The sequence below is a fragment of the Kocuria dechangensis genome, assembly GCF_014636775.1.
GTDB classification, from domain to species: domain Bacteria; phylum Actinomycetota; class Actinomycetes; order Actinomycetales; family Micrococcaceae; genus Kocuria; species Kocuria dechangensis.
Map to the genome: position 1 here is coordinate 109,858 of NZ_BMEQ01000007.1, position 15,629 is coordinate 125,486.

At 73.0% G+C, this 15,629-nt stretch carries 13 protein-coding genes; 2 read left to right on the forward strand and 11 right to left on the reverse strand.

The genetic code is table 11. From position 1 onward, the window contains the following. Positions 1 to 14 precede the first annotated feature (14 nt). The 4 genes from IEW07_RS08840 to IEW07_RS08855 all read right to left on the reverse strand — a co-directional run bounded on the left by IEW07_RS08840 (position 15) and on the right by IEW07_RS08855 (position 4,266). Positions 15 to 614: an ArsR/SmtB family transcription factor gene (locus IEW07_RS08840; RefSeq protein WP_188536344.1), complete on the reverse strand. Its 600-nt coding sequence runs from the start codon at positions 612 to 614 to the stop codon at positions 15 to 17. A 91-nt stretch (positions 615 to 705) separates the two neighbouring features. Continuing rightward, complete coding sequence (locus tag IEW07_RS08845) at positions 706 to 1,917, reverse strand: acetoin utilization protein AcuC (RefSeq protein ID WP_188536346.1); 1,212 nt, start codon at positions 1,915 to 1,917, stop codon at positions 706 to 708. Positions 1,918 to 1,997: 80 nt separating this feature from the next. After that, on the reverse strand, positions 1,998 to 2,708 hold the full coding sequence (locus tag IEW07_RS08850; RefSeq protein WP_188536348.1) for a potassium channel family protein: 711 nt from the start codon (positions 2,706 to 2,708) through the stop codon (positions 1,998 to 2,000). 109 nt (positions 2,709 to 2,817) lie between these two features. Beyond that, positions 2,818 to 4,266: a TrkH family potassium uptake protein gene (locus IEW07_RS08855; protein WP_188536350.1), complete on the reverse strand. Its 1,449-nt coding sequence runs from the start codon at positions 4,264 to 4,266 to the stop codon at positions 2,818 to 2,820. A 155-nt stretch (positions 4,267 to 4,421) separates the two neighbouring features. On the opposite strand from IEW07_RS08855, the gene IEW07_RS08860 reads away from it, so the two are divergent. Both IEW07_RS08860 and IEW07_RS08865 read left to right on the forward strand, forming a co-directional pair. Next, on the forward strand, positions 4,422 to 5,834 hold the full coding sequence (locus IEW07_RS08860; RefSeq protein WP_188536352.1) for a TrkH family potassium uptake protein: 1,413 nt from the start codon (positions 4,422 to 4,424) through the stop codon (positions 5,832 to 5,834). Then, positions 5,827 to 6,495 carry a potassium channel family protein gene (locus IEW07_RS08865; protein WP_188536354.1) on the forward strand — a complete coding sequence of 223 codons (669 nt, stop codon included), beginning with the start codon at positions 5,827 to 5,829 and terminating at the stop codon, positions 6,493 to 6,495. Before IEW07_RS08860 ends, IEW07_RS08865 begins: the two co-directional genes overlap by 8 nt. A gap of 81 nt (positions 6,496 to 6,576) precedes the next feature. Here IEW07_RS08865 and proC read toward each other — a convergent pair whose 3' ends face one another. The 7 genes from proC to trhO all read right to left on the reverse strand — a co-directional run bounded on the left by proC (position 6,577) and on the right by trhO (position 15,592). Continuing rightward, positions 6,577 to 7,413, reverse strand: coding sequence for a pyrroline-5-carboxylate reductase (gene proC / locus IEW07_RS08870; protein ID WP_188536356.1), 837 nt, complete (start codon positions 7,411 to 7,413; stop codon positions 6,577 to 6,579). Between the two features lie 89 nt (positions 7,414 to 7,502). After that, positions 7,503 to 8,402 (reverse strand): sugar phosphate isomerase/epimerase family protein, encoded by a 900-nt coding sequence (locus tag IEW07_RS08875; RefSeq protein WP_188536358.1) that lies wholly within the window; start codon positions 8,400 to 8,402, stop codon positions 7,503 to 7,505. After that, positions 8,399 to 9,376 carry a Ppx/GppA family phosphatase gene (locus IEW07_RS08880; protein ID WP_188536360.1) on the reverse strand — a complete coding sequence of 326 codons (978 nt, stop codon included), beginning with the start codon at positions 9,374 to 9,376 and terminating at the stop codon, positions 8,399 to 8,401. The genes IEW07_RS08875 and IEW07_RS08880 overlap by 4 nt, the downstream gene beginning before the upstream one ends. Before the next feature lie 49 nt (positions 9,377 to 9,425). After that, complete coding sequence (gene topA, locus IEW07_RS08885) at positions 9,426 to 12,266, reverse strand: type I DNA topoisomerase (RefSeq protein WP_188536362.1); 2,841 nt, start codon at positions 12,264 to 12,266, stop codon at positions 9,426 to 9,428. Between the two features lie 213 nt (positions 12,267 to 12,479). Further along, entirely contained in the window at positions 12,480 to 12,917 is a 438-nt protein-coding gene (locus tag IEW07_RS08890; RefSeq protein ID WP_188536364.1) for a pyridoxamine 5'-phosphate oxidase family protein, read from the reverse strand. A 60-nt stretch (positions 12,918 to 12,977) separates the two neighbouring features. Further along, entirely contained in the window at positions 12,978 to 14,624 is a 1,647-nt protein-coding gene (locus tag IEW07_RS08895) for a DUF7059 domain-containing protein (protein ID WP_188536366.1), read from the reverse strand. Further along, a complete protein-coding gene (trhO, locus tag IEW07_RS08900) occupies positions 14,621 to 15,592 on the reverse strand; it encodes an oxygen-dependent tRNA uridine(34) hydroxylase TrhO (protein WP_229741679.1) in 972 nt (323 codons plus the stop codon). The genes IEW07_RS08895 and trhO overlap by 4 nt, the downstream gene beginning before the upstream one ends. Positions 15,593 to 15,629: the final 37 nt, after the last annotated feature.

The following is a 15,629-nucleotide window of genomic DNA, read 5'->3' on the forward strand; positions in this document are numbered from 1 at the left end:
CTCTGGTGCGGCGGTCACCGCCGCCGTTGCTGCCTGCCGCGGCGCCTGAGCCCCGACAGGGTGGAGAGCAGATCCGCCGCTCGTGCCCCCGCCCCCCGGGCGGGTCGACCGGGCGTCGCGCCCGCAGGGTGCCCGGGCCCGGTCCCGGCGGCCTGCCGCGGGACGGGCACCGGTGCGGCGACCGGCACGGCCGCCGGGGTCACCGGCACCGGCTCGGACTCCGCTGTCCCGGGCTCCGTCGCCGGCTCGGGCTCCGGTGTCCCGGGCTCGGGGACCTGCTCGGTCACCGGCGTCGTCGCGGGGGTCGTGGGCTCGGGCGCCGTCGTGGGCTCCGGGGTGGCCGGGGCGTGGGCGGCGCCGCCGACGACATCCTGGACCCAGTCGGTGACTGCGGCCAGGGGCTCCGGTTCCACGGCGTAGAGGCGTCGTTGCCCCCGTGCTTCCATGGACACCATACCGGCCTCGCGCAGAATCTTCAGATGCTTGGAGACGGTGGGCTGGGAGACGCCGAGCTCGGCCACGAGGTCTCCCACGGGCCGCGCCCCGTCCTTGAGCGCGGTGAGGATCGCCCGACGGGTCTTGTCGGCGATCACCGCGAAAACGTCGTTGGCCATTCGATCACTGTAAACGGGATGCCCCGCGGGGCACCGGAGCGGCACGTTCCCGCGCCCCGGCCCGTGTCCGCGGGGCCGCCCGGAGCGGAGCTCAGTCGTACCAGGGGTCCAGTCCCCACGTGGGGAAGATCTCCTTGCGGGTGGCCATGATGGTGCGGTCGGTCTCGTCGTTGGGGTCGAATCCGACCTCCCACGAGCGCCACCACAGGTCCACCTCGTCGCCCATCACTCGGGGGGCCTCCGTGCCGTACCTCTCCCGCACGTGCTCGCGCCACGGCTGCGGCACCGGCGTGGTCACGTCGATCGGGTGGCCGGCGGCCACCGCCACCAGGTGCGTCCAGGACCGGGGCACCACGTCGTAGCAGTTGTACCCGCCGCCGCCCGTGGCGATCCACCGGCCCTCGCACAGCTCGTGGGCGAGGCCCGCGAGCGCGACGGCGGTCTGCCGCTGGGCGTCCACGCTGACCCGCAGGTGGGTGAGCTCGTCGGCGAAGTGGGAGTCGCAGCCGTGCTGGCTCACGATCACCTCCGGCCGGAACTGGCGCAGCAGGGGCGGGACCACGGCGTCGAACGCCCGCAGCCACATGGAGTCGTCGGACCGGGTGGGCATCGCGACGTTGACGGAGGTGCCCACGGAGTCCCCGCGGCCGGTCTCGTTGGCGAAGCCCGTGCCCGGGAACAGGGTCAGGCCCGTCTCGTGCAGGGAGATCGTGAGGACGCGGGGGTCGTCGTAGAAGATCGACTGGGTGCCGTCCCCGTGGTGGCCGTCGACGTCCACGTAGGCGACCCGCCGCACGCCCTGCTCCAGCAGGTGCTGGACGGCCACGGCGCAGTCGTTGTAGATGCAGAACCCGCTGGCCTTCTCCGCGAAGGCGTGGTGCATCCCGCCCCCGAAGTTCACGGCGTGCACGGCCTCCCCCGCCAGGATGGCGGCGGCGCCCTGGTAGGTGCCGCCCACGAGCCGGGCGCTGGCCTCGTGCACCCCCGGGAAGGCGGGGGTGTCGTCGGTGCCCAGCCCGCACTCGGGAAGGTGCAGGGACGGGTCGGCGCTGACCGCCCGCACGCAGTCGACGTAGGACCGCGGGTGGACCAGGTGCAGCACCTCGTCCGGGACCACCTCGGGCGCCTCCACCACGACGTTGTCCTGGCGGTCCAGGCCGAACTCGCGGACCAGGCGGTACGTGACGTCCAGGCGGGACGGGTGCATGGGGTGGTGGTCCCCGAAGTTGTACTCGAGGAGGGCCGGGTCCCAGTACAGGCGGGTGGGATACGGGGCGCCGCTGCCGGATGTCGCTGAGGTCACACGGCCATTAGACCACCTGCGCCGCCGGCGGGACCGCGCGGACGTCGCTCCCCGCTCTTTGTGTCCGCCCCGAGCCGGTGTCAGTCCAGGTTGCTGAACGCCTCGACCTTGCCGGTGGGGCCCGTGACGAGGATCTGGTCGTTGTCGTAGAGCACGGTCCCGGGCTCGGTGGCGTCCCAGGCCTCGTGGGGGCGGCGGACCGCGACGACGGACACCCCGTAGGTGCGCCGGACGTCGAGGGTGTCCAGCGGTCGCTGCTGGATCGCCTCCGGCGCCGGGCAGCGGATCAGCGCGAAGCCCTCGTCGATGGTCACGAAGTCCAGGACCCGGCCCTGGATGAGGTGGGCCGCACGGATCCCCATGTCGTGCTCGGGGCTGATGACGTGGTGGACGCCGAGCTGTTCGAGGATCTCGGCGTGGGGTCCGGTGATGGCCTTGGCCCAGATCTCCGGGTGGCTGAACTTCAGCAGCCGCGAGGACACCAGGATGCTGGCCTGGACGTCGGAGCCGATCCCGACCACCGCCTTGTCGAACTCGTCGACCCCCAGCTGGCGCAGCACCTGCTCCTGCGTGGCGTCGGCCCGCACCGTGGTGGTCAGCAGCCCGTTGAGCTCCTGGACGACGTCCTCGTCGGTGTCGATGCCCAGCACCTCGGCGCCGTTGCGCATCAGCTCCAGGGCCAGGGCGCTGCCGAAGCGGCCGAGGCCGATGACGGCCACGGCGCCGGGACCGGTGCCGCGGCGGCCGGTGGGTCGGCGGGGTGCCGAGGGGGCAGGACGGGACGGGAACATCGGGGACCTCCGGTCGGAAGCGGGACGGAATGCTGGGTCTGGGAATGCTGGATCTGGGAGCGCTGGGTCTGAAAGTTCTGGGTCTAGCGCGCTGGGGGGACGGCGGCGCTCAGCCGATCAGGGGGCGCTCCTCGGGCAGCTCGTAGAGCAGTCGGCGGTGCCGGTAGGCTGTGGCGGTGGCGACGGTCACCGGGCCCAGCCGGCCGAGGAACATCAGAGCGACGAGCACGAGCTGGCCCGGTCCGGACAGCTCCGCGGTGATGCCCGTGGACAGGCCCACCGTGGCGAAGGCGGAGACGGCCTCGAACAGCACCCGGTCCAGGCCCAGGTCCTCGTGCATCAGCATCAGCGCCATGGTGCCGGTGACGACGGCCCCCACGGCCAGCACGACCACGGTGATGGCCTGGCGCTGGACGGAGCGGGGCAGGCGCTTGCCCAGCACGTTCACCGCGGACCCGCCGGTGATCTCGGTGAAGGCGATGTAGCCCAGCACCGCGAAGGTGGTGACCTTCAGCCCGCCGGCCGTGCCGGCCGGGCCGCCGCCGATGAGCATGAGGATGTCCAGCCCCAGCCAGGACACGGGGTGCATGGCCGAGACGTCGATGCTGTTGAACCCGGCGGTGCGGGCGACGGTGGACTGGAAGAACCCCGCCAGCAGCTTCTCGCCCGTGCCCATCGGCCCCAGGGTGGTGGGGCTGGACCACTCCACCGCGCAGAGGAAGACGGTGCCGCCCAGCAGCAGGATCGGGCTCGCGAACAGCACCAGGCGGGTGTTCAGGGTCCAGCGCCGGGGCAGGCGCCACTCCTTGCGCAGCTGGTAGAGCACCGGGAAGCCGAGCCCGCCCAGGACCACGGCGACGATGAGGGGGAGGTTGATCCACGGATCGGCGGCGAAGTCCATGATCGACAGGGAGTACAGGGCGAAGCCGGCGTTGTTGAACGCCGAGACGGCGTGGAAGACCCCGTGCCACACCGCCCGGCCCACGCCGTAGTCGTAGCCGGCGTGGAACCGCAGGGCCAGCGCCGCGGCCACGGCCACCTCGATCACGGCCGTCGTGGCAAGGATCCGCAGCAGCACGCGGCGCATGTCCCCGTAGCCGGGGTGCTTCGTCTCCGCCGAGCTCAGGATCCGCGCCTTGAGCCCCAGCCGGCGGGCCAGCAGGATCCCCAGGACGGTGGTGAAGGACATCACCCCGAACCCGCCGATCTGGATCAGGGCCAGGATGACGGCCTGACCGAAGGGCGTCCAGTAGGTGGGGGTGTCCACCACGACCAGTCCGGTGACGCAGATCGCCGAGGTGGCGGTGAACACCGCTTCCAGCACCGTCGCCCCGCCCTCGCCGGTCCTCGCGCCCGGCAGCAGGAGGAGGACGGTGCCGGCCACCAGCGCCACCCCGAACGCGGTGATGATCAGCTGCGCGGTCCGCGCCGGCGTGACCTCCCGGGGATCGGTGCTGCGCCGGAACTGCCGGGGCAGGCGGCGGTTCGAGGGCCGGAGCCGGGAGCGTCGCGTCAGCCGACGGATCCGGGCGCGCAGCAGAGCCTCTTCCAGGGGCATGTGCCACAACATACACCTGTGGGAACCGGGCGCCGGTGACCGTGGGGATCGTCCGTGCCGCGGGGCATCGGTGGGATACTGTCAGCGGTCGCGGCCCCCGCCGCACCCGTCCGGGCCGGTGCCGGGACGGCCTGCCGGCCCGCTGAGGAGGGACCTTGAGCATTCCGCGGCGCAGTCCCTGGGTCACCAGCGAGGAGCGGGGCCGCTTCTGGTTCCTCGCGTCCCTGCGCGACCTCGTGGACCGCATCGCGGCGGGCTCCCCCGCACGGCTGGCGGTGTTCTCCTTCGCCGCGGTGGTGAGCCTGTTCTCGTTCCTGCTGTGGCTGCCCGTCTCCTCGGCGCCGGGGGTGCGCACGGCGCTCGAGGACGCCGTGTTCACGGCGACCTCGGCCGTCACCGTCACCGGCCTGACGACCGTCTCCACCGCGACCAACTGGTCGTTCTTCGGCCAGTTCGTGATCCTGGTGGCGATGCAGATCGGCGGGCTGGGCACCCTGACCATGACCTCGATCCTGGCCCTGGCCATCGGCCGGAAGCTCGGCCTGAAGTCCCGGCTGATCACCCAGGAGGCCCTCAACATCGGGCGCCTCGGCGAGGTCGGCTCCCTGCTGCAGATCATCGTGATCATGTCCGTCTCGATCGAGGCGGTCCTGGCCACGGTGCTGACGATCGGCTTCCTGGTCGCCGGCGAGCCCCTGCTGACGGCCCTGTGGCACGGCGTCTTCTACGCGGTCTCCGCGTACAACAACGGGGGCTTCACCCCGCACTCCGACGGCCTGGTGCCCTACACGGACGCGACGCTGATCCTCCTGCCCATCGCCCTGGGCGTGCTCCTGGGCTCCCTGGGCTTCCCCGTGGTCCTGGTGCTGCGGCAGACGGGCCTGCGCTTCTCCCGGTGGAACCTCAACACCAAGCTGGTGCTGGTCACCACCACCGTCCTGCTGTTCGTGGGGTGGGCCCTGTTCCTGGCCTTCGAGTGGTCCAACCCGGAGACGCTGCAGGACCGGCCCGTGGGCGAGAAGATCTTCGAGGGCTTCTTCCACTCGGTGATGGTCCGCTCGGGCGGGTTCAACCTCGTGGACATGAACAGCCTCGAGCCGGTCACCCTGCTCCTGACGGACGCGCTGATGTTCGCCGGCGGCGGCCCGGCGTCCGTGGCCGGGGGCATCAAGGTGACCACCCTCGCCGTCGTCTTCCTCGCGATCCTCGCGGAGGCCCGCGGGGACCGGGCCGTCATCGCGTTCTATCGCACCATCCCCGAGGACGCCCTGCGCATCGCGATCTCCGTGATCATGATGGGCGCGACGGTCGTGCTCGTCGGCTGCGGGATCCTCGTGTCGCTCTCCGGGGAGCCGCTGGACCGGGTCCTGTTCGAGGTGATCTCCGGCTACGCCACGTGCGGGCTCAGCGTGGGGCTCTCGGGCGAGCTGCCGCCGGCGGGCAAGTACGTCCTGTCCGCGATCATGCTCGTCGGCCGCATCGGCACCACCACCGTGGCCGCGGCCCTGGCCCTGCGCTCCCGCCGCCGCCTGTACAAGTACCCCGAGGAAAGGCCCATCATTGGCTGACCGCTCGTCCCACAGCATCCCGGTCCTCGTGATCGGTCTCGGCCGCTTCGGCACGGCCACCGCCCTCCAGCTCGTGCGGCAGGGCCGCGAGGTGCTGGGCGTGGAGCGGGACCCGCAGCTCGTGCAGAAGCTCTCGGGCCAGCTCACCCACGTGGTCGAGGCGGAGGCCACGGACATCGACGCGCTGCGCCAGCTCGGCGCCGCCGAGTTCACCTCCGCCGTGGTGGGCGTGGGCACGTCCATCGAGTCCAGCGTCCTGATCACGGCCAACCTCGTGGACCTCGGGGTGAGCCGGATCTGGGCCAAGGCGATCACCCCGGCCCACGGCAAGATCCTCTCCAGGATCGGCGCGCACCACGTGATCTTCCCGGAGGCCGACGCCGGGCGGCGCACCGCGCACCTGGTCTCCGGGCGGCTGCTGGACTACATCGAGTTCGACGACGACTTCGCGATCGTCAAGATGTACCCCCCGCGGGAGGTGCAGGGCTTCACGCTGGGCGAGTCCAACGTCCGGTCCAAGTACGGCGTGACCGTGGTGGGCGTGAAGTCCCCGGGCGAGGACTTCACCTACGCCCGCCCGGAGACGAAGGTGACCTCCCGGGACCTGCTCATCGTCTCCGGCCACGTGGACCTGCTCGAGCGCTTCGCGGCACGCCCCTGAGGCCACGGCCCCGCCGGGGCCCCGGCGGGACCCCTGACGCGGTGCCGGGACCCCGTCCGGGCCGGGCACCGGCGCGGCGGCTCAGTCGCCGCTGAGCTCCCGGGTCAACTCGGCGGAGCGGTCCGCGGAGGCCTGCGCGGCGGCCGCCACGAGGTCCTCGAAGCCGTTCTCCTGGAACGTGCGGATCGCCCGGTCGGTGGTGCCCTTGGGGCTCGTGACGGCCCGGCGCAGCGCGGCGGGGTCCGCGTCCTCGGGCCGCAGCAGCTCCCCGGCACCGGAGACGGTCTCGCGGGCCAGGACGCGGGCCACGTCGGCCGGCAGGCCCATCCGCTCCCCCGCCTGCTGGAGGGCCTCCGCCAGGAGGAACACGTAGGCGGGCCCGGATCCGGAGACGCCGGTGACGGCGTCCACGTGTTCTTCCGGGACCTCGACGACGGTGCCCACGGCCTCGAGCACGCGGCGCACGGCCGCGGTCTGCTCGGGGGTCGTGGCGGAGCCGGGCGTCACGGAGACGACGCCGCGCCGCACGCTGGAGGGGGTGTTCGGCATGGTGCGCACCACGGGCTGGCCCTCGGGCAGGGCGCGCTCCAGGGCGGCGATCGAGATCCCGGCCGCGACGGAGGCCACCACGGTGCCGGGGCGCAGGGCGGGGGCGATCTCGCGGGCGAGTTCCAGGACGCCCACGGGCTTGACGCCCAGGAGCACCACGTCGGCCTCGCGCGCGGCGCGGCGGTTGGCCTCGGGGTCCTCGCCGGTGACGTACGGGCGCACACCGGTCTGCTCCTCGAGGGGGCGGGCGCTCTCGGCGGAGCGGACCGTGGCCCGGACCCGGTCGACGGGCACGCCCGAGGCCAGCACCCCCCGCAGGATCGATCCGTTCATGGAGCCGCAGCCGAGGAAGGCGAGCACGGGGGTCATGGGGTCCTCTCGTCACAGGGTCGTCACAACAGGGGCGTCGTGACAGGGGTCGTCGCGGCGGGGCTCCGGGACGGTCCGGAGCGCGCGGGTCAGGGGGCGGGGTCGGGCAGGGTGGTGTGCCGGCGGGCGAACTCGAGGGACTCGGCGAGCCACGCCGTGCGCTCCTCCGGGCTGCTCGAGCGGCGGGTCGAGACCTCCACGCCGATCACGCCCTGCCACCGGGTGGCGGCGAGGTGCTGGAGGCACTCGGCGACCGGCTGCACGCCGTGGCCGGGCAGCAGGTGCTCGTCCGAGGTGGTCTCCCCCGAGCCGTCCGTGAGGTGCACGTGGCCCAGCCGGGGACCGAGCTCCTTGACGGCGGCCAGCGAGTCCATCCGGGCGGTCGCGGCGTGGGAGAAGTCCCACGTCACCCAGTCGTAGTCCTGCCCCAGCGGGCTGTAGTGCGGGGCGTAGACCACGGCGTCGCGCCCGCCGACGCGCCAGGGGTACATGTTCTCCACGGAGATCTTCACGCCCGTGGCCTCCGAGACCACGCGCACGCCCTCCACGAAGTTCGACGCGTACTTGCGCTGCCACCGGAACGGCGGGTGCACGACGACGACCTCCGCGCCCACCTGCTCGGTGAGGGCCGCGGCCATCTGGATCTTGGTCCAGGACTTGCCCCACACCTGCTGGGTCAGCAGCAGCGTGGGGGCGTGGATCGTGGAGATGGGCAGCTGGTGGCGCTGCACGAGCTCCTGCAGCTCGTGGGTCAGCTGGCTCATCCGCTGGTGGGTGACCAGCACCTCGACGCTGTCGTAGCCCAGCTCCACGGCCGCCTCGAAGGTCTCGGGGACCCCCAGGGGGTAGAGGGAGCTCGTGGACAGGGCCACGTGCGGCCGGTACGGCCCGGCGGTGCGGTCCTCGCCGGCGGCGTTCTCGTGGGCAGTGTTCTCGGGTGAGGTGTTCCCGGGTGCGGTGTTCTCGGGCGTGCCCGGCTGCTCGCTCATGCGGTGCCCACCAGGTGCTTGGGGTTGACGGTGCGGACGTCGTTGTTGCTGTTGAGCTGGTCGAGGCGGCGCAGGATGAGCCCCTCGCGCAGCGCCCACGGGCAGATGTGCAGCGACTCGATGCCGTAGGCGTCCATGGCGGCCTCGGCCACCACCGCGCCGGCCAGGATCTGGGCGGCGCGGGTGGGCGAGACGCCGGGCAGCTCCGCGCGCTCGGCCACGGTCATCGCCTCCATCCGCCGGCCCCACAGCCGCAGGTCCTCGACGTGCAGGGTCCGCCGGACGTACGGGCCCATGTCGTAGGGGGCCGCCCCGCAGATCCGCGCCAGGGAGCGGAAGGTCTTGGACGTCCCCGCCACGAAGGTGGGCTCCCCCGCCGCCTGCACCTTCTCGACGGCCGGCCTGAGCGCGCCGCGCACGTGCTTGCGCAGCGCCTTCATCTCCCGGGGCGTGGCGACGTCCCCGGCGACGAACGCCCGGGTCAGCCGGCCCGCGCCCAGCGGCACGGACGTGGCCACCGTGGGCAGGGCGTTGGTGCCCAGGGCCATCTCGAAGGAGCCGCCGCCGATGTCGAGGTCCAGGATGGCGCCCGCTCCCCAGCCGAACCAGCGGCGCACCGCGAAGAACGTGATGGCGGCCTCTTGGTCCCCCGCGAGCTCCGTGAGGGTGACCCCGGAGCGGGACTGGACGTGGTCGAGCACGTCCTCGCCGTTGCCGGCCTCCCGGATCGCGGAGGTCGCGAACGCGAGGAGGTCCTCGGCGCCGGCGTCCGCCGCGAAGTCCCGGGCCTCGATCACGAAGTCGGTCAGGGCGTCCCGGCCGGCGTCGGTGATGTCGCCCGCCGCGTCCTGGTGCTGGACCAGCTGCAGGGGCATCTTGTGGGACGCGTACGGTTCCGGGCGCGAGCCCGGGTAGACGTCCAGGAGGAGGAGGTGGACGGTGTTCGATCCGACGTCGAGGACTCCGAGCCGCATGCTGTGTGCTCCTTCGATACCGTGGCCCTGCCGCGCGGGTGCGGGAGGCTCAGCCCTTGGTCCCGGCCCCGGCCGGCTTCTTGGCCGTCGGCTTCTTCGCCGGCGCCTTCTTCGCCGGTGCCTTCTTCGCGGAGGACCTGGCCCCGGCCGGCCTGGCCGCCGCGCGCGTCGTCTTCTGGGGCGCGGGGCCCTTGGCGCGCTTCTCGGCGAGCAGCTGGCTGGCCCGCTCCGGGGTGATCTGCTCGATGCTCTCCGAGCGCGGGACCGTCACGTTGGTCTCCCCGTCGGTCACGTACGGGCCGAAGCGGCCGTCCTTGATCACCATGGGCCGCTCCGTGATGGGGTCCGTGCCGAGGTCCGCGAGCGGCGGCTTGGCCGTGCCGCGGCCGCGCTGCTTGGGCTGGGCGTAGATCTTCAGCGCCTCGTCCAGGGTGATCGTGAACAGCTGCTCCTCGGACTGCAGGGAGCGGGAGTCGGAGCCCTTCTTGAGGTAGGGGCCGAAGCGCCCGTTCTGCACGGTGATCTCCTCCCCCTCGGCGTCGGTGCCCAGGACCCGCGGCAGGGACAGGATCTTGAGGGCGTCCTCGAGCGTCACGTCCTGCAGGGTCATGGAGGACAGCAGGGAGCCCGTGCGGGGCTTCTCCTTCACCGGCTTCTTCGGGGGCTTGGGCTTGCCGTTCTTGTAGTACTCGACCGGCAGGGCGGCCAGCTCCTCGGCCGTGGGCTCGGGGATCACCTCGGTGACGTAGGGGCCGTAGCGGCCGTCCTTCGCGATGATCGTCCGCCCGGTCGCGGGGTCGCGGCCGAGCTCGCGGCCGTCGGCCCGGCCCGTCTCGATGAGCTCCCGCGCCTTCTCGGGCGTCAGCTCGTCCGGGGCCAGGTCCTCCGGCACGTTGGCGCGCACCGGCTCGGTGATCTCCCCCGTCGCCGGGTCCACGGTCCCGGCGACCTCGAGGTACGGGCCGAACTTGCCCACCCGCAGGGTGATGTCCGGCGTCACGGGGATGGAGTTGATCGCGCGGGCGTCGATCTCGCCGAGGTCGTCGACGATGGGCTTGAGCCCGTTCTCGTGCCCCTTGGAGCCGAAGTAGAAGTCCTGGAGCCAGTCGGTGCTGTCCTCCTCGCCGCGGGCGATCCGGTCGAGCCCCTCCTCCATCTCCGCGGTGAAGTCGTAGTCCACGTAGTCGGAGAAGTGCTCCTCGAGCAGGCGCACCACGGAGAACGCCGTCCAGGACGGGATCAGCGCGGAGCCGCGGACCCGGACGTAGCCGCGGTCCATGATCGTGGAGATCACGGCGGCGTAGGTGGAGGGACGGCCGATGCCCAGCTCGTCGAGCGCCTTGACGAGGGACGCCTCGGTGTAGCGCGGGGGCGGGGACGTGCGGTGGCCGTCGGCCTGCACCTCGGCGGCGGTTAGGGCGTCGCCCTCGCCCATCCGCGGCAGGCGCTTGTCCCCGTCCTTGCCGTCCTTGCCCTCGGCGGGCTCCTCGTCCCGACCCTCTTCGTACGCGGCCAGGAAGCCGCGGAAGGTGATGACCGTGCCGGACGCGGAGAACTCGGCGTCCCGCCCGGAGGACGAGGTCGCGCCCAGCCGCACCGTGGCCGTCGAGCCCTTGGCGTCGGCCATCTGCGAGGCGACGGTCCGCTTCCAGATCAGCTCGTAGAGCTTGAACGCGTCCGCGGAGAGCTCGTTGCGGACCTGCGCCGGGGTGCGGAAGGAGTCCCCCGCGGGGCGCACGGCCTCGTGGGCCTCCTGCGCGTTCTTCGACTTGGAGCTGTAGACGCGCGGGGCGCCGGGGACGAACTCCGTGCCGTAGAGCTCCGAGGCCTGCCGCCGGGCGGCCTTGACCGCCTGGTCGGACAGCGCCACGGAGTCGGTCCGCATATAGGTGATGTAGCCGTTCTCGTACAGCTTCTGCGCCACCTGCATGGTGGTGCGGGAGGTGAAGCGCAGCTTGCGCGCGGCCTCCTGCTGCAGCGTGGAGGTCGTGAACGGTGCCGCGGGGCGGCGGGTGTAGGGCTTGGTCTCGAGCGAGCGGACGGCGAACGCGGCCTGCTCCAGCCCGGCGGCCAGCTCCCGGGCGGCCTGCTCGTCGAGGTGGGCGAGCTTGGCGGGGTCGCTCTTGAGCACGCCGTCGTCGCCGAAGTCGCGGCCGCCGGCCACCCGCTTGCCGTCCACGGAGGAGAGCCGGGCGCTGAAGGACACCCCGGCGTCCTCGCCCTCGGTGCGGGCGAACTCGCCGCTGAGGTCCCAGTAGTCGGCGGGCACGAACGCCATGCGCTGGCGCTCCCGCTCGACGACGAGGCGGGTGGCGACGGACTGCACGCGGCCCGCGGACAGGCCGGAGGCGATCTTGCGCCACAGCACCGGGGAGATCTCGTAGCCGTAGAGCCGGTCGAGGATGCGGCGGGTCTCCTGCGCGTCGACGAGGTCCTGGTCGAGCTCGCGCAGCTCGCCGAACGCGCGCTCGATGGCCTCGCGGGTGATCTCGGGGAAGGTCAGCCGGTAGACGGGGACCTTCGGCTTGAGCACCTCCAGCAGGTGCCACGCGATGGCCTCGCCCTCGCGGTCGCCGTCGGTGGCGAGGTAGAGGGCGTCGGCGTCCTTGAGCTTGCGCTTGAGCTCGGTGACCTTCTTCTTCTTGTCCGGGTTGACCACGTAGTACGGCTCGAAGCCGTGCTCGACGTCCACCGCGAACTTGCCGTAGGGGCCCTTCTTGAGCTCTGCGGGCAGCTCGGAGGGCTGGGGGAGGTCGCGGATGTGCCCCATCGAGGACTCGACCTCGTAGGCGTCGCCGAGGTACCCCGCGATGGTCTTGACCTTGGAGGGGGACTCCACGATGAGCAGGCTCTTGCCCGTTCCCGGGCTCCTGGTGGCCTTCGTTGGCACGGTACTCCTTGCTGCGGTCCGCGGGCCGCGGCGCTGCTGGGCGTCGGTCGGACGGTCGGGCGTCGTCGCACCCGCCGTTGCGCTCCACCATAACGCGTCACCGCCGTGGTCCACCGCGCCGGAACGGACACGGTGGACCACGGCGGTCGCGGACCCGGGCTCTGCGCCGGCGCCGGGGACCGGGCCGGCGGGCTCACGGCTCGGGCGCGCTGCTCAGACCGGGAAGCGCTCGGGCTCCTCGCCGATCGTGAACTCGCGGCCGGTGGCGTTCTCCACGTCGATCACCACGTAGTTGTACTTGAGCGTGGGCGCCCACGGCTTGAGCGGCAGCTCCTCGGCGGCGTCGATCTCCGCGCGGGTCTCGAGCCGGCGGGCCTTGCCGTGGACCACCACGGAGCGCACGACGTGGTCCTCGGAGACCTCGTCGATCTCGAAGGCGACCTGGTCGTTGACGATGAGGCTCGAGAGCTTGGTCCCCTGGGCGGTGCGGAAGTACAGCTTGTGCTGGTGCACCACGTAGTTCACCGGGAAGATGTCCACGAGGCCGGCGGCCTCCACCGCCAGGCGGCCGTACGGGTGCTTCTCCAGGAGCTGCCAGACGGTCTCCCGGTCGAGGTTCTTGATGGGGTTGAGGTTCTCACCGATGCTCATGCCCCCAGTCTTCCACTCCGGCCCCGGCGACACCCGCCTCCTACGTCCGCGTAACCTCTGTTACGCCGCGGGTCCGGGCTCGGGGACCAGGAAGCCGTCGACGACGAGCCGGCGCACCTCGGCCTCCAGGCGCGGGGCCTCGTCGCCCTCCCACCCGAGGAGGGCGGCGAGGGCGCCGAGGATCTGGCGGGCGCTCAGCTCGCCGTCGCACGCGCCCGCGAACCCGGCCGCCTCGCTGCTCAGGACCACGGTGCGGCGCAGGCCGGCGCCCTGGCGGAGCAGGATCACCCCGGGGTGCTCGGCGCCCGGGCGCTGGTGGCGCTCCTCGGTGACGTCCTCGGCCGCCACGAGGTGGGCGTCCAGCCAGTCCCCGGGGTGCTCCGCCAGCCAGTCGGCGCGCGCCCACGCGGCGGCGAGCGCGGGAGCCAGCGGCTGCTGGACCGGGTGCGGGACGTGCTCGAACCGGCGCAGCGCGCCGTCGCCGGAGCGCTGCGCCGCGGGCCGGCGCAGCCGGATCATCCCGAAGCCGACGGCCTCGACCCGCCGGGCGGCGAAGTCGTCGAGGTAGGCGCGGTAGGCCTGCTCGTAGTGCTCCCGGTCCCGCTGCTCGGCGGCGTCCCGCAGCCAGGTCTCGGCGTACTCCTCCGGGGAGACGAGCTCGCGCTGGATCCACCACGTGTCGATCCCCTCCGGCACCCACTCGCCGGGGCGGCGCATCCACCGGCCGGCCGCGGGCACGGGCTCGCCGTCGGCGTGCTCCGGGCCGAGCACCTCCCAGTTGCCGAGCAGGTGGGCGGTCGCCCCGGGGGCCATGACCCCGGGCAGCCCGCGGACCAGCGTGGACACGATCCGGTCCCCCGGCAGGCCGCCGTCCCGGTAGGTGAAGCGGTCCTCCGGGCTCTCCCCCGCCGGGCGCGGGGTGATGACGAACGGCGGGTTGGAGACCACCAGGTCGAACTCCTCGCCGCGCACCGGCTCGAGCAGGGAGCCCAGCCGCAGGTCCACCCGGTCCTCCGGCCGCTCCGGGTCGATGCCGAGGGCCGCCGCGTTGAGCAGGAGGTTGAACCGCGTGAAGCCGAGCGCCCGGTCCGAGACGTCGGTGGCGGTGACGCGGCGCGCGTGGGCGAGCAGGTGGAAGGTCTGGATCCCGCAGCCCGTGCCGAGGTCCAGGGCGCGGCCGACGGGTCGGCGGTCGGTGGTCTGGGCGAGGGTCAGGGAGGCCTGGCCGATGCCCAGCACGTGGTCCCGGCGCAGCACGCCCGGCCGCTGGGCCGCGCCGGGGTCGCTGGCCACGTACAGCTCCGTGCCGTCGTCGGCGGCGTACGGGCGCAGGTCCACGACGGCGCTCAGGCCCCCGGCCGTCTCCTCGACGAGCCCCAGCCGGACCAGCTGCCCGGGCGTCACGGGGGCGAGGGCGTCCGCGAGGACCTCCCCGTGGACGGGGCGGCCCAGCAGGAACAGGACGACGACGCCGGCCAGGCCTCGGCCCTCCCCCGGCGTCTCCAGCAGGGGCTCGAGCACGCGCAGGGCCGGCACGGCCTGGTCCCGCTCGAGCGCCGCCGTCGCGGCGGGCCCGAGCAGCTGCGCCACGCCGTCGTGGGTGAAGCCCGTGCGGCGCAGGCCCGCGTGCAGGGCGGCCAGCAGGGCAGGGTCGTCGGAGACCGGGGTCCCGGGGACCCGGGAGAACCCGGGGGCGTCCGTGGTCATCTGCTGCTCCTCGTCCGCCGCGCGTCGTGCTGCGGGTCGTGCTGGGGGTCGTGGTGGAGGTCGTGCTGGACCTCGTCGTCGGGGGCGGTGCCGCACCCGGTGGGGCAGGTGAGGTCCGGGTGCTCGTCGAGGCACCCCGGGCACGCGAGGACCAGCGCGCGGCAGGTCCGGTCCGCGCAGTTGACGAAGCTGTTGGCGGGGGCCCCGCAGCGCTCGCAGCTCCCGATCGTGACGGCCTCGGGGGAGAACTCCACGTGCATGCGGCGGTCGAAGACGTAGAGGGAGCCCTCCCACAGGCCCCGGTCCCCGCGCTCGCGGCCGTACTCGGCGATGCCGCCGTCGAGCTGGTAGACCTCCTCGAAGCCTCGGCGGCGCATCAGGGCGGAGAGCACCTCGCAGCGGATCCCGCCGGTGCAGTAGGTGACGACCGGCCGGGACTTGAGGTGGTCGTACTTGCCGGAGTCCAGCTCGGCCACGAAGTCCCGGGTGTGGGCGACGTCCGGGACCACGGCGCCGCGGAAGCGGCCGATCCGCGCCTCGTGGGCGTTGCGGCCGTCGAAGAACACCACCTCCTCGCCGCGGCGGGCCACCAGCTCGTCGACCTCCGCCGGGCGCAGCCGGGTGCCGCCCCCGACCACGCCGTGCTCGTCGACCTCCAGCTCGCCGGGCGCGCCGAAGGAGACGAGCTCGTCGCGGACCTTGACCGACAGCCGCGGGAAGTCCTCCGCGGAGCCGTCCGACCACTTGAACACCATGTCGCGCAGGCCGGGGTGGGAGCGGGTCGTGCGCACGTACTGCTTGACCGCGCCGACCTCACCGCCCACGGTGCCGTTGAGGCCGTGCGGGGAGACGATGATCCGTCCCCGCAGCCCCAGCCCCTCGCACAGGGCGCGCTGCCAGAGCACGACCGCTTCGGGGTCGGGGAGGGGTGTGAAGACGTAGTGCAGGACGATCCGGTGCTGGGCCACCGACCCAGGCTACAAGCCGCGGGCCGGCCCCGGTCAC

Bases quoted from the DNA above. Each gene is read 5' to 3' on its own strand.
- IEW07_RS08840 (WP_188536344.1), bottom strand. From the start codon at position 614: ATGGCCAACGACGTTTTCGCGGTGATCGCCGACAAGACCCGTCGGGCG.
- IEW07_RS08850 (WP_188536348.1), bottom strand. From the start codon at position 2,708: ATGTTCCCGTCCCGTCCTGCCCCCTCGGCACCCCGCCGACCCACCGGC.
- IEW07_RS08855 (WP_188536350.1), bottom strand. From the start codon at position 4,266: ATGCCCCTGGAAGAGGCTCTGCTGCGCGCCCGGATCCGTCGGCTGACG.
- proC (WP_188536356.1), bottom strand. From the start codon at position 7,413: ATGACCCCCGTGCTCGCCTTCCTCGGCTGCGGCTCCATGAACGGATCG.
- IEW07_RS08875 (WP_188536358.1), bottom strand. From the start codon at position 8,402: ATGAGCGAGCAGCCGGGCACGCCCGAGAACACCGCACCCGGGAACACC.
- IEW07_RS08880 (WP_188536360.1), bottom strand. From the start codon at position 9,376: ATGCGGCTCGGAGTCCTCGACGTCGGATCGAACACCGTCCACCTCCTC.
- IEW07_RS08890 (WP_188536364.1), bottom strand. From the start codon at position 12,917: ATGAGCATCGGTGAGAACCTCAACCCCATCAAGAACCTCGACCGGGAG.
- IEW07_RS08895 (WP_188536366.1), bottom strand. From the start codon at position 14,624: ATGACCACGGACGCCCCCGGGTTCTCCCGGGTCCCCGGGACCCCGGTC.